Source organism: Winogradskyella flava (genome assembly GCF_014243395.1).
Classification (GTDB): Bacteria; Bacteroidota; Bacteroidia; order Flavobacteriales; family Flavobacteriaceae; genus Winogradskyella; species Winogradskyella flava.
Window position 1 is genome coordinate 79368 of the sequence record NZ_JACLCP010000001.1, and the last position, 14317, is coordinate 93684.

Here is a 14317-nt window from a genome sequence, read left to right on the forward strand (position 1 = left end):
GGGTGCAAATTTAAAACAAAGTTTGTCTTGGGCAAAAAAAATGAAGAAAAATAATTGAAATTACTTAACGTTAACTTAAAAACTTAGGCATTACTATAATAATTAGTAAATTCGCCAGCATCAATAACTACCATTTTGAATGACAGATTTTAACTTTAAAAAGTGGAATAACATATTGGCATGGTTCGCATTCGCGGTCGCATTTGTAACTTATGCCCTAACCATTGAGCCAACAGTAAGTTTTTGGGATGCAGGGGAGTATATCCTAACCTCATCCAAGTTACAAGTTGGACATCCACCCGGAGCGCCTTTATTTCAAATGATGGGAGCTTTTTTCTCTATGTTTGCATTGGAGCCTTCTCAAATAGGAATGATAATGAATATGATGAGTGCTACCGCAAGTGCTTTCACTATTCTTTTTATGTTCTGGACCATTGGTATACTATTGGTCAAACTGGTCAAATACGATAAAGATTCTAGTTCAAGCAAAGGCATGGCTATTTTAGGAAGTGCTTTGGTTGGTAGTTTAGCATTCACATTTACGGATTCTTTTTGGTTCAATGCTGTTGAAACAGAGGTATACGCCATGGCAACATTGATTATGGCAATCATGTTTTATCTCGCCCTGCGTTGGGAACAAGACATGCACAAACCTAGAGGTAATCGTTGGCTCATCCTTATCGCGTTTGTTATTGGTTTATCATTTGGTGTTCATTTTATGGGCTTATTGACTATTCCTGCCATTGGTCTTATTTATTACTTTAAGAACTATAAAACCATAACAGTTAAGAACTTTATTATTGCTAATGTAGCTTCTGCTGCAATACTTCTTTTCATATTCAAACTATTATTACCTTCTACTTTAAAATTGTTTGGGTATTTAGAAGTTTTCTTCGTCAACTCCATTGGATTACCTTTTAATTCAGGAACTATTATTACAGGTTTAATGGTGATTGCCCTATTTTATTTTGGATTGAACTATACGCGCAAAAAAGGTATGATCCATGCCAATACCTTGGTACTTTGCTTAATGTTTATTTTTATTGGGTTTTCGTCGTGGATGATGCTCCCAATTCGTGCTAATGCCAATGTCATAATAAACGAAAATGATCCATCAGATGCACGAGAGCTTCTAGCCTATTACAATCTAGAACAATATCCTGAAACGCATTTGTTTTACGGACCTCAGTTTACTGAGATTTATTCTGGAGCAGATGATAACGAACCTTTCGTAGATGACAAAAAGAATTATGAACGTGATGAAGAGTTAGGCAAATATGCCATTATTAATGACTGGGAAAACAGCAAGCAAAATTATAATCACGATCATGCTTCAATACTTCCTAGAATGTGGAGTAGCGAACATGCGGAAAATTATATGATGTTTACAGGTCTTATTGATTTTAAGGTCAAACCAGATTTACAAACACGCGCCTACAATGAAGCATTAAATTATGGCTATTCTGAGGAAGAAGCTGGGCAATATTCTGTGCAGGAAAAGCGCCGTTTCGACCAAATTGTGAATGACTTTAGAATGCGCGTAAGAAATGGAGAGATAGATTATGAAGGTTATGATCAATTTTTAAGACGCTATGGTCAACAATATTTGGAAATAGAAAAGCCATCGTTTTTTGATAATATCACGTACATGTTTCAGTATCAGTTTGGTTATATGTATTGGCGTTATTTTATGTGGAATTTCACTGGGCGACAAAATGACATACAAGGAAGATATGATGACTTTAATGGTAACTGGATTTCTGGTATAAAATTTATTGACGAAATTCACTTAGGCATATCTCAAGATGATCTGCCTACAGATGTACTAGATAATAAAGCTAGAAATACCTATTACTTTTTACCATTACTACTAGGTCTTGTTGGTTTCTTCTTTTTATTATATTCTGACGCCAAACGTTTTTGGGTGCTATTGGTATTTTTCTTGTTGACTGGTATCGCCATTCAATTCTACACCAACGTTAGACCTTTTGAACCACGCGAACGTGATTATTCCGTTGTGGGTTCATTCTACGTATTTGCCATTTGGATAGGCTTCGGCGTTTATGCGATTTATGATCTTTTAAAGTCGAACATCAAATCTAAATTATTAGCTCCTGCTGTGACATTAGCTTGTTTAGTTGTTGTGCCAGGCATCTTAGCAGCTAATAATTGGGATGATCATGATCGTTCTGGTAAGTATACAGCAAATGCCATGGCTAGAAAATACCTAGAATCTTGTGCGCCTAATGCCATACTTTTTACCATTGGAGATAATGACTCATTCCCACTATGGTATCTGCAAGAAATTGAAGGCGTAAGAACAGATGTACGTGTGGTTAACACAAGTCTGTTCCAAACAGATTGGTATATAGATCAAATGAAGCGCAAAGCTTATGAGAGCGACCCAATACCATCACAATTAACCCACAAACAGTATAGAGGAGGCACAAGAGACGTTATAATTAGACGTGAAATCACAAAGGATACTCTACCTATTAAGGATTTCATGGATTTTATCTCAAGCGAAAAGGCAAGTACTAAATTTAAGTTTGTTGTAGAAAAACAAGGCGAAGACTCTAGACAATATCCAAGCCATCTTTTAAATACAAATTACTTTCCAACACGAAATATAAGTATCCCAGTTAATAAAGCTGAAGTGCTTAAAAATGGCACTGTTAAATCAAAAGATGCCGATAAAATAGTAGATAACCTCTATGCAGAAATTGAAGGCAGTTACATCTATAAGAATAGATTATTGATGTTGGATATCATTGCCAACAACAATTGGGAACGTCCTATTTATTTTACGGGTGGTGCTTTTGGTGCTGATGATTACATATGGCTTAAAGATTATCTTCAACTAGACGGTATGTGCTATAAGTTGGTTCCTATCAAAACTCCTGTGGATAGAGCTAATCCTTACGATATGGGCCGTGTCGATTCAGATCTTATGTACGATATGGTAAAAGAATGGAATTGGGGTGGTAGTGGAGAAGATATCTATCATGATATTGAGACACGAAGAAATGGTATTACTTACAGAGGTAATTTGGCCAGATTAATTGAAATCCTAATTAATGAAAATAAGTTAGAAAAAGCTGAAGAAATAGCGGATTTGGCTATGGATAAAATGCCAGTTGATACTTTTGGTTTCTATTCATTATTAGAACCCTACATAAGTGCTTATTATGAAGTTGAGAATGTTGAAAAAGGACGTGCTCTTTACAAGGATGTAGCCAAAAAATATCAAGAAAATTTAATCTATTACAGTAGCATGGACGAAAATGACCAAATGCGATTAATAGAAGATATTTATTTAGATGTTCAGCGTTATAGAGCACTTGTAGACTTGTTGGTAATTTATGATGAAAAGGACTTTGCCTTGGAAGAAACCAAAAAATTCAATAGTTATTTAAGTCTATTAGATAAACTTATGGGACCAGCTGAAGAAGAAGTGCCGACTAGCATAGATGATCTCGACATCAATTCAATTTTAAGAGATAGTATCCCAGATTCTATCGCTCCAGAAAATTAAAATATGAAGATAATTCCAGCCAAGACACCTGGATTTGTTAAAACATTATTTCCAAATTTTGTCTGGAGTATAAATACAGACAAAAAAGAATTGTATTTGACTTTTGATGATGGTCCGACTCCGGAAATTACGGATTGGGTACTACATGTTTTGGCAGAGTATAATGCCAAAGCTACCTTTTTCTGCATTGGTAAGAATATTGAATCCAATGTCGATATTTTTCAAAACATTTTGTCCCAAGGTCATGCCGTCGGCAATCATACTTATGACCATCTGAAAGGTTGGAAAAGCAAGACTAAAGGCTATGTAGGTAACACAGAACTTACTGATTCTGTAATAACATTTCAAATTCAAAATTCTCATTTTGCAGAATCATATGATCTAAATTCTTCCAAGCTTTTTAGACCTCCATATGGAAAATTTAAAACCAAGCAAAGTAAAAAACTTCAAGAGTTAGGATACAAAATTATTCTATGGGATGTGTTGTCCTATGATTGGGATAAATCTGTGTCCGAAGAACAATGTCTTAGCAATGTGATTTCAGCAGCGAAAGAAGGGAGTATTATTGTTTTTCACGATAGTGTAAAGGCATCAAAGAACCTAAAATATACACTACCGAAAATCTTGGAATATTATAAAAAAAAGGGATATGTCTTTATGACCTTGGCCTAAACGTACTCTTGAATGATACCTATTAAAGTGTCAGCATCTTGTTCTCCACTATGCCTCCATTTCATTTCACCATTTTTATAGATAATTAACGTTGGTAAACCTTTAACGCGAAGTGCTTCTGCCAACTCTTTGTTCTTATCTACGTTAATTTTAATGACTTTTGCCTTATCGCCAAGAGCTGCAGCTACATCCCTTAGCACAGGATGCATGGCTACGGATTGGTCATTCAATTCCGTATAGAAGTCTAATAGCACCGGAATATCGACATCTATTAATTCCCCAAATTTTGACATAGGTTATAGTTTTAGTCAAATGTGTTTTACAAGTCTTCTAGAATTTTTAATATCAAATCTAGTGCCTTTGTAATCAACAAGATAAAAATAAGCAATTGTTAGCAATTATGAGTCTTTTGTTCCTTTTTTAAGCTCTATAACAGTAATTTCTGGCCATATCCCGACACGACCAGGATAACCCAAGTATCCAAAACCTCTATTAACATTGATATATTGCCCAACGGACTCGTATATACCAGCCCATTGCTTATACCGCCATTTTACAGGACTCCATTTAATCCAGCCCGGAATTTCTATACCGAATTGCATGCCGTGTGTATGACCGCTAAGCGTAAGGTGATAGTGGTAATCATCATTAACAACTTCAGCATCCCAATGGCTTGGGTCGTGACTCATAAGTATCTTAAAATCATCTTTGTCTATTAAACTAGAAGCTTTCTTTAAATCGCCTGCTTTCTTAAAACCGCCTTTGCCCCAATTTTCTACACCTACTAAAGCCAGTTGCTGACCATTTTTTTTCAAATAGCGATGCTCATTCAATAACAGATCAAAACCAATCTCTTTCTGAATAGCTTTTAAATCCTCGAGGTTTTGCGCTTTCTCTTCTTTTGAGGACCAGTCTACATAATCACCGTAATCGTGATTGCCTAAAACTGAAAACTTCCCGTCCTTGGCCTTAAGTTTCGAAAACGTTTCTTTCCAAGGTAGCATTTCAGAAGCCTTATTATTTACCATATCTCCAGTAAATAACAGAACGTCTGATTGCTGCTCATTTATTAAATCAATAGCATATTCTATCTTCTCCTTATTATCAAAACTACCAGAATGAATATCACTTATTTGCGTAATGCGATAACCATCGAATGCGTCTGGTAAATCATCAAAATGCAATGTATAATTCAAAACTCTAAATTGATACTTACCTCTATACATACCATAAAGTAACGACGCAAAAGGAATTGCTGCTAAGCCCAATGCAATCTGGCTTACAAATCTTCTACGCGATGGCAAATAGAAAGTTTCTTTAGTAACCAACTTGTCATATAAACCTAGAGCACCTCTTATAATGTCTTCACCTAAAAGAATGGGAACCAGCACAAGAGTTAATGACATAAAAGCTAATAAAAATCCGAAAGCATAACTTTTTGCTGGAGTTAAAACACGACCTTCTGAGGATGCCGCGAACTGAAATATAAAATTACCTACAACAAGTATAGCAATAGCTATAAATACATAATGTATCCAACTTTGTTTGGTTATCGTTTTTATAGCTTGAAAACCATAAACTGATAACAATAGATAGATGATTATAAAAATAACCCAACGTGCCATACTTGTAATTTAGCCCACAAAGATACTAATATGCCAAACGCCTTATCTTATGAAATTGTTAAAGCTCTTGATGTTAAAATTGACTGAATCCTCATTTTCCGTTAAAAATTCGATCGTTTTAGTTTGGTTTGGAAGCAAATCAAAATAATTATCCGAAAAATGCCCTTTACTTTTTGTAAATACGAACACATCTTTTTGAAGTGTTTTACTGCGTAGTTCAATCGTAAAACCAGTTTTTGATTTGGTTATTTTTTTTTGAATGGACTCTTGTTTTAATTTTAACTCTTTTGGCTTAGCGAAATAAAAGTTAGATGTTGAATTGTTGAATGTTGAAACTAACACCGTTTCATTCTTGTTGAATTTTATAGTTCTTAAATCCAATTGACGCTTTATTACGCTCGAAATAGAATCCACCTTGATTTCTTTGGAATTTTTCCAGAGAACGGTCCCATCAAAAGTCATCAGTTGCGTTGAAAGTGTTCCTTTTTCAGAATTTAGATTATCGTTGACTATCCAAGTTTTCAATATATTATTTTCAACTTTTGAAGAAATTAAAACATCTTCAAAACTATGTTTTGCTTTATAATGCAGTGCTTTCCAATTGCCAAAATAATCAATACTAGACCATGACACTGCCGGCCAACAATCGTTGAGTTGCCAATACAAAGTTCCCATATTATAGGGTTTAGCCCTTCGTTGTGCTTCTATACCCTTGGTTATTCCATGAGCTTGAAGTAACTGACTCATATACACATAATCTTCAGCGTTATTTGGTACCGGAAAATCACGTTTCATATAATCCTCAATAATTTGAAACCCCCTAGAATGCTTTTGATGATTTTTAAAACCTGCAGGAGCTATTTCAATAGCATCATTTTGATTGATATAGCGAATCGTCTCATAACTAGGTAAGGATTGAAAGCCAAACTCGCTCATAAGGCGTGGTACATTCTCTTCTAGATGTTCAAAAGGATAGCCATCGTGCCAAATCCACCAATCATGCGCGTCACCTTCAGTTTTGTATTTGGGATTTCCTCTTCCGTATTTGGGTGAAGATTCCCAATAAGGTGTATCGGTTAAAGTTGAAACCGTATTCGGTAAAATAGAGTCAAAGACTTTCAAATAGTTACTCCAAATTTCTTCTTTTTCGGTTTCACTTCTATCCGCTTGCCAGCCCCAACGCTGCCAACCTTCGGAACTTTCATTGTTACCACACCAAAGGGCAATTGACGCATGATTTCTTAATCGATTTATATTATAAGAAGCTTCTTGATGCACATTCTCTAAAAAATCCTCATTACCAGGATACATGGCACAAGCAAACATGAAATCTTGCCACACTAGTATTCCTTTTTCATCGCATAAGTCATAAAAAATATCGTTCTCATAAATACCGCCTCCCCAAACTCTAAGCATATTCATATTGGCATCAACAACATCGTTTAACAATTTTTCATAATGAGCGTATGTGACTTTATCTTGAAAGCTATGTTGTGGAATGTAATTCGCGCCTTTGGCATATACAGGTACATTATTGACTTCAAAATAAAACGACTCTCCGATGTTATCTTTTTCGGTGATTAATTCTATAGTTCGCAAACCTGTTTTTACAGAAGTACTATCTAAAATATTTCTTCCATCTCTAAAAATAAATTTTAAATCGTATAGATAAGGTTTGCCTATATTGTGCGGCCACCAACGTTTTGGATTTTCGATACTAAATGTAATACCAGGACCTTTATAAGAATCAAAGGTTTTATATAGTGAATCATTTATGTAAAAATCTAAAGTTAGGTCCTCTTTATCTCCAAATTGAGTTAACAAACCAACACTTATAATTGCCATATCATCTCTCAGTTCTTCTTGGATAATAAGTATGTCATCCGTCTTAACATTATTCCAGGCGATTAATTCTATTGGTCTCCAAATCCCAGTTGTATTTAATTTTGGTCCCCAATCCCAACCGTATTGAAACTGCGCTTTTCGAGTAAAAATACGATTACCCTCGGGCAGCTCATAAGGTAGTTTTTCCTTTTCAGCCTCTTCATATTTTAAAGTAGGTTCAAATATCAATCGCAATTCATTTTCCTCTTTTAAAATTGGTTTTACATCTACATCCCATGCCCTAAATGCATTATTAGCTTTTAGGATTAAGCTATCATTTAAATATACCGAAGCATAGGTGTCTAAGCCTTCAAAATTGAGTTCTAAATGTTTCTTTTGCAGTGTTTCTTCATTTAATGAAAATGTTGTTTTATACTCCCAATCCGTTTCCGAAACCCACTGTACTTTTTCTTCGTTATTACCAATGAACGGGTCTTCAATCAGCTTATGGTCGAGTAAATCTGAAAATACATTGCCAGGAACGGTTGCAGAATGCCAAACAGAATCTGTTGCTTTCTTGAATTGCCAATTATTGTTCAGCTCAATAGTTACAGGGACATCATGTTTAGGCTGACAACTAAAACATATTAGTATCAACACTAATAATGACTTCTCGACTGCGCTCGAAATGACAGCACTGTTAAGATATAACATCTAAAATAGCTTTGATTTTTATAGGATCTGAATACGTTAGCGGCATAGAGAATAATGAATTATCATCTTGGTGTTGGGATGACGCTGAGGCATGTATCTCCTTTAAACCAACTTCCTTGAATTTGATGGCGTTTTTAGAATGTATACCTCCACCAGCAAGAATTGTAATTCTTCCATTTGTCATTTCATTCAACGTTTTTAATAGTTCTAGACCCTCTTCAGCAGTTGGTTGTTGCCCTGAAGTCAACACACGATTCACCCCTAAGTCAATTAATTGCTTTAAAGACTCCTTAGGATTAACGACCTCATCAAAGGCACGATGAAATGTAAATGACAATGGTCTTGAGTAAAAAATTAACTCTTTTGTTCGATCTACATCAATAGTATTATCGGTATTTAAAACGCCTGAAACTATACCTTGACAACCGATATCTCTAGCTTTTTGAATATTGAGCTTCATGATTTCGAATTCATCTTCTGTGTATACAAAATTCCCACCTCGTGGTCTTATTAAAACAAAAACCGGTATTGTCAAATTACACAAAACATTGGCCATAAAACCAAAAGAAGGTGTAATCCCTCCAACCGATAATTCTTGGCACAATTCGATACGACGTGCTCCCGCCTCTTGAGCATTTTTTGCGGATTGGTATGAGTTGGCACAGATTTCTAGAAGCATATTAGTTGATTATAATCTCATCAATAAAGGTCCAAGCTTTATTACCAGCGCCTTGCTTGCCTTCAGGGATAGTCCCAAAATTTTGGACTTTTACATATATCTTCTTAGCTCTTTTACCTGAAAAATCAGATTTAAAATTGATCAATAAGCTTTCATCATTTAATTTAAATGATTGGTATTGTTCATTGTCAAAAGCAAATAAAACTTCTTTAGGAGCGTAGATCCATTGCCCATTGCCATTATAAAATCTAGTCTCGATGGAATTAATTTTTTTTTCTTCACCTAAATCAATTTCTACTATAATATCTTCTCCCCAAAACCCTAACCATTCCTTATCTCCAAAACGCGAGTCACTTCCATTAATTCCATTAACTAGACCTTCTGCACCACTCCCAGAATATGCTTTGTGTGGTGCTTTATTTATGGAAATCTTTGCGCCAATAGCTTTATGATAGTTAATGCTTTGCATAAACGTTTTTCCTAACTTTTCTTTTGAATTATATTTAAAAACTGCTGCTTTAATTGTTCTTGACGTATCCAAAACGATTGGCTTAGTATATACTCTAGATTCATAGTTAGGTTCATCACCATTTAAAGTTACTCTAATTATCTTACCATCTTTAATCAAGGTATTTAAAGCTAATTTTGTCTCTCCTTCTTCCTTTATTATTTCACCATCAACCTCATATAAATGATTGGCATAATTAATATCTAGAGCATCCAATCTTTTATGAAAGTTCTCTAATCTCAGTACAAAATCATCATAATTTTTCTGTTCAAAATTTGACCAAAGAACCTCACTCATAGCTAATAGTCTCGGGAATGCCATATACTCTACCTGATCTTCTGTTGGCATATATTCTGTCCAAATATTGCCTTGAGCACCAAGTACATATTTAGCTTCTTCATCGGTTAGCACTTCAGGAATTGGATTGAATCCATAGACTTTTTCTAAAGTCAGAAATCCACCTATAGCAGTTGGTTCATCTTCATTATCAGATTGATAATAATCAAAATAACAATGAGATGTCGGTGTCATCACCACATTATGACCAGATTTTGCTGCTTCCACGGCGCCATTGATTCCTCGCCAAGACATTACGGTGGCATTTGGTGCTAAACCACCTTCCAAAATTTCATCCCAACCAATGATTTGTCGTCCTTTGGAATTGAGATATTTCTCTATTCTTGTAATAAAATAGTTTTGAAGTTCGTGTTCATCCTTCAAGTCTTCAGACTTGATTAGTGCTTGACAATTCTCACAAGCTTTCCAGCGCGTTTTTGGCGCTTCATCACCGCCAATATGAACGTATTTGCTTGGAAAGAGCTCCAAGACCTCGTCCAAAACATCTTCGAGAAACTTAAAGGTGTCATCTTTTGTGCAATAAATGTCTTCAAAAACGCCCCATTTATTAGCGACCTTAACTTGTTCTCCTGTACAACCCAATTCTGGATAAGCCGCAATGGCCGCCTGACTATGACCTGGCATTTCAATCTCGGGAATTATAGTTACAAAACGTTCTTCCGCATAAGCAACGATATCTTTTATCTGGTCTTGGGTGTAAAAGCCTCCGTATTTTTTACCATCAAATTGATGCGGTTGATCACTATAATGACCAACTAAAGTTTCATCTCGGAAAGCAGCAACCTCTTGAAGTTTTGGATACTTCTTTATTTCGATGCGCCAACCTTGATCTTCAGTTAAATGCCAATGAAAAGTGTTCATCTTCAGCATGGCTAAAGCATCGATGTATTTTTTAATAAATTCCACGGAATACATATGACGCCCTACATCTAAGTGCATGCCTCTATAAGAGAATTGCGGTTGATCTTTAATTGTTAAACTAGGAATTATAACTTCATCTTTAAAATAACTTTCATTTTCAAATCTCTCTGGAAATAATTGTCTTAGTGTTTGAACTGCATAGAAAGCACCTCGGTCTTTTTTTGCCCTTATTTCAATTTTATTGGGTTGAATTTTTAAAGCATAACCTTCGTCATTTTCTATTGTAGTATCCAAAATAAACTCGATATCGTTCGAATCCTTAAGTCTAATAGTACTTCCACCTTCAATAAAAGCGATTAGAAATTCAGCAGAAGTTTTAAACGTATTTGAATATTGTATTCCTGTGGATTGGTTGATCACAAAACTCCCTTCACCCACTGTTTGATTTTGTGGAATAGGAATAATCTTAGGCTCAATTTCGAGAGCAGTCTTTTCTTTGCATCCTAAAAAGATAAAGCATAAAAGGAAAAGTATAGCTACTTTCTTGGCATCCATTTTAGTATATTAGATGCATTAAAATTAGCAATCTTTTTGATGACCTCTAAACTAACCAGTGTTTTAATTGTTCTTGCTTTAGTTTTAAGCTGCAAAGAGTCATCTACAATTCCCGAAGCACAAAAAGACCAGCCCTTAATAAATTATGTTAACACTTTTATTGGCACAGGTGGTCATGGTCATACCTATCCTGGTGCGACATTGCCCTATGGCATGATGCAACTCAGTCCAGATACACGATTAGAAGGTTGGGATGGCTGTTCTGGATATCACTACACTGATGACTATATTTATGGTTTTTCACATACACATTTAAGTGGTACAGGTATCAGTGATTATGGTGATGTGTTGTTAATGCCAACAAATAAGATCACTTTCAATAATGGGTCTGATGGCAAAAGTGGCTATCGCGCACATTTTTCCCATGATAATGAAATTGCCGAACCAGGTTATTATAAAGTGCATTTAGATTCTATCAAAATTGATGTTGAACTTACTGTTTCCTTGAGAAGTGGCATACACAAGTATCAATTTCCTGCAAGTGACAATCAGTATATCGTTTTAGATTTAGCTCACCGAGATAAGTTATTGGATTATAGAATCAACAAGTTAAACGACTACGAAATAAATGGTTTCAGGCATTCTGAAGCTTGGGCAAAGGATCAGCGTTTGTTTTATCATATAAAATTTTCACATCCTATTAAAACCATTGTTTATGATGATGATGGCACAGCGATTTCAAAAAATTACAAGTTTGAAAGCAAAAAAGCAGTTCTACTTTTTGACAATCCCAATAATGAACCTTTATATGTTAAAACCGGAATTAGCGCTGTGGATGAGCATGGAGCAAAAGAAAACATGACAGCCGAAATTGGTAATAAAGATTTTGAAACTGTAAAAAAAGAAGCCCAAAAGTATTGGGAAAATCAACTGGAAAAAATTGTTATTGAAAGTGATGACTTAGATAGAAAAACCAATTTCTATACGGCACTATACCATACCATGATAGCTCCAAACCGATATCAGGACGTAGACGGTCGTTACAGAGGCATGGATTTAGAAATTCATCAAGCCGATTTTGACTACTACACGGTGTTTTCGCTTTGGGATACTTATAGAGCTGCACATCCTTTATACACCATTATTGAACAAGAACGCACCAATCATTTCATCAATACGTTTCTGGCTAAATACGATGAAGGAGGTATCATGCCAATGTGGGATTTAGCAGGCAACTATACAGACTGCATGATTGGCTACCATGCTGTTCCTGTATTGGCTGATGCTTATTTAAAAGGGATTAGAGGATATGATATAGAAAAAGCATTTGAAGCTATGAAGCATTCAGCCACCAGAGATAAGTTTGGTTTAGAGGCTTATAAAACATATGGCTTTATTCCTGTGGATGAAGAAAGTGAATCTGTTTCAAAGACGCTAGAATACGCTTATGACGATTGGACGATATCACAAATGGCGAAAGAAATGGGTAAATTTGAAGATTATAAGACCTATATTCAACGTGCACAATACTATAAAAACACCTTTGATCCTAAAACTAAATTTATGAGAGGTCGTTTTAGAAACACTTGGTTTGCACCTTTCGACCCTTATGAAGTCAACTTTAATTATACCGAGGCAAACGCTTGGCAATACAGTTTTTATGTACCTCAGGATATTTCAGGTTTTATAAATCTGCTAGGAGGAAAAGATAAACTAGAAGCTCAACTTGATGAATTGTTCAATGCCAAGACTGAAACTTCTGGTCGGGAACAATCGGATATCACAGGCTTAATTGGTCAGTATGCACATGGCAATGAACCTAGCCATCACATGGCCTATCTCTATAATTTTGTAGGACGACCTCATAAAACACAAGAGAAAGTTCATCAAATCTTAACTGAACTCTATAAAAACGACCCAGATGGTGTTTCAGGCAACGAAGATTGCGGTCAAATGAGTGCTTGGTATGTATTTTCATCAATGGGATTTTATCCTGTAACGCCTGCAAGTAATCAATATATCATTGGTACTCCACTTTTTGATAAAGCCTCTATCCATCTAGAGAATGGGAATACCTTTACTATAAAAAGTCACAACCTTAGTGATACCTCTATATACATTGAATATGTATACCTAAATGGCGAAAAATTAGAAAGAACCTATATCACTCATGATGAAATAATGAGTGGTGGCACACTAGAGTTTTACATGACCCATAGTCCAGGGGTTTGGGGAACTAAAGACGTACAACATCCAAAAACTGAAATTACAGATCACATAATATTACCATCGCCATTTATTGCCAAAGGAGATATCACATTTAGAGATTCTACTGAAGTGGTTCTAAATACTTCAGAAGCTGATGCCAAAATATTCTTTGCGCTAGATAATGGTGATTTTCAAACTTACACAAAGCCTTTTACAATTATAAACGATACCGAACTGAAGTTATACTCTGAAAAAGGTGATTTAAAAAGCCCTGAACTCACCACACCTTTTTATAAAATAGATCCAAACCTGAGTATAAGCCTAGAAAGCGACTACGCCAATCAATATTCTGCAGGTGGCAATGACGCCCTGATCGATGGCATACGAAGTACAAAAAACTATAGAACGGGTAGCTGGCAAGGCTATCATGACCAAGACTTGGTTGCTATAGTTGACTTAGGGTCTAAAAAAGCAATTTCAACCGTAAGCGTAAACTTTTTGCAAGATCAAAGCGCTTGGATTTTTTATCCTACAGAAGTAGAATGTTCAGTTTCTAAAGACAACAAAAACTTTAAAGCTTTACCATCACAAAAAATTGATGCCGCAAAGCGAAATAGTAATCTGGATATAAAAACCATTGAATTTAAAGTTCCAGATGATAGTTATAAATATGTAAAGATTATTGCCAAGAAAATGGGAGCACTTCCCGAATGGCATTTGGGTTATCCTATGGATGGTAGGACCTGGATTTTTGTAGATGAAATTTCAATTGACTAAAT

Annotated in this window: 8 protein-coding genes; 3 read left to right on the top strand and 5 right to left on the bottom strand. The window is 35.4% G+C overall.

Annotation, left to right across the window (positions count from 1 at the left end; genetic code table 11):
- The first annotated feature begins 139 nt into the window (after positions 1–139).
- Entirely contained in the window at positions 140–3535 is a 3396-nt protein-coding gene (locus H7F21_RS00315; protein WP_185787251.1) for a glycosyltransferase family 117 protein, read from the top strand.
- A gap of 3 nt (positions 3536–3538) precedes the next feature.
- Positions 3539–4207 (top strand): polysaccharide deacetylase family protein, encoded by a 669-nt coding sequence (locus H7F21_RS00320; protein WP_185787252.1) that lies wholly within the window; start codon positions 3539–3541, stop codon positions 4205–4207.
- On the opposite strand, the gene H7F21_RS00325 is transcribed toward H7F21_RS00320, so the two are convergent.
- From H7F21_RS00325 to H7F21_RS00345, 5 genes are all read right to left on the bottom strand, one after another.
- Positions 4204–4500 (bottom strand): thioredoxin family protein, encoded by a 297-nt coding sequence (locus tag H7F21_RS00325; RefSeq protein WP_185787253.1) that lies wholly within the window; start codon positions 4498–4500, stop codon positions 4204–4206. The genes H7F21_RS00320 and H7F21_RS00325 overlap by 4 nt on opposite strands.
- A 105-nt stretch (positions 4501–4605) precedes the next feature.
- The gene (locus H7F21_RS00330) at positions 4606–5832 is read right to left on the bottom strand and encodes a metallophosphoesterase (protein ID WP_185787254.1); all 1227 of its coding nucleotides are present in this window, start codon (positions 5830–5832) and stop codon (positions 4606–4608) included.
- A gap of 42 nt (positions 5833–5874) precedes the next feature.
- Entirely contained in the window at positions 5875–8370 is a 2496-nt protein-coding gene (locus H7F21_RS00335) for a beta-mannosidase (protein WP_185787255.1), read from the bottom strand.
- On the bottom strand, positions 8357–9049 hold the full coding sequence (locus H7F21_RS00340; RefSeq protein WP_185787256.1) for a copper homeostasis protein CutC: 693 nt from the start codon (positions 9047–9049) through the stop codon (positions 8357–8359). The genes H7F21_RS00335 and H7F21_RS00340 overlap by 14 nt, the downstream gene beginning before the upstream one ends.
- A gap of 1 nt (position 9050) precedes the next feature.
- Positions 9051–11330, bottom strand: a complete 2280-nt coding sequence (locus H7F21_RS00345; protein WP_185787257.1) for a beta-N-acetylhexosaminidase — start codon at positions 11328–11330, stop codon at positions 9051–9053.
- 39 nt (positions 11331–11369) lie between these two features.
- Between H7F21_RS00345 and H7F21_RS00350 the strand changes: the two genes are divergently transcribed.
- Positions 11370–14315, top strand: coding sequence for a GH92 family glycosyl hydrolase (locus tag H7F21_RS00350; protein ID WP_185787258.1), 2946 nt, complete (start codon positions 11370–11372; stop codon positions 14313–14315).
- Positions 14316–14317 lie beyond the last annotated feature (2 nt).

Bases quoted from the DNA above. Each gene is read 5' to 3' on its own strand.
- H7F21_RS00345 (WP_185787257.1), bottom strand. From the start codon at position 11,330: ATGGATGCCAAGAAAGTAGCTATACTTTTCCTTTTATGCTTTATCTTT.
- H7F21_RS00325 (WP_185787253.1), bottom strand. From the start codon at position 4,500: ATGTCAAAATTTGGGGAATTAATAGATGTCGATATTCCGGTGCTATTA.
- H7F21_RS00315 (WP_185787251.1), top strand. From the start codon at position 140: ATGACAGATTTTAACTTTAAAAAGTGGAATAACATATTGGCATGGTTC.
- H7F21_RS00350 (WP_185787258.1), top strand. From the start codon at position 11,370: ATGACCTCTAAACTAACCAGTGTTTTAATTGTTCTTGCTTTAGTTTTA.
- H7F21_RS00320 (WP_185787252.1), top strand. From the start codon at position 3,539: ATGAAGATAATTCCAGCCAAGACACCTGGATTTGTTAAAACATTATTT.
- H7F21_RS00330 (WP_185787254.1), bottom strand. From the start codon at position 5,832: ATGGCACGTTGGGTTATTTTTATAATCATCTATCTATTGTTATCAGTT.
- H7F21_RS00340 (WP_185787256.1), bottom strand. From the start codon at position 9,049: ATGCTTCTAGAAATCTGTGCCAACTCATACCAATCCGCAAAAAATGCT.
- H7F21_RS00335 (WP_185787255.1), bottom strand. From the start codon at position 8,370: ATGTTATATCTTAACAGTGCTGTCATTTCGAGCGCAGTCGAGAAGTCA.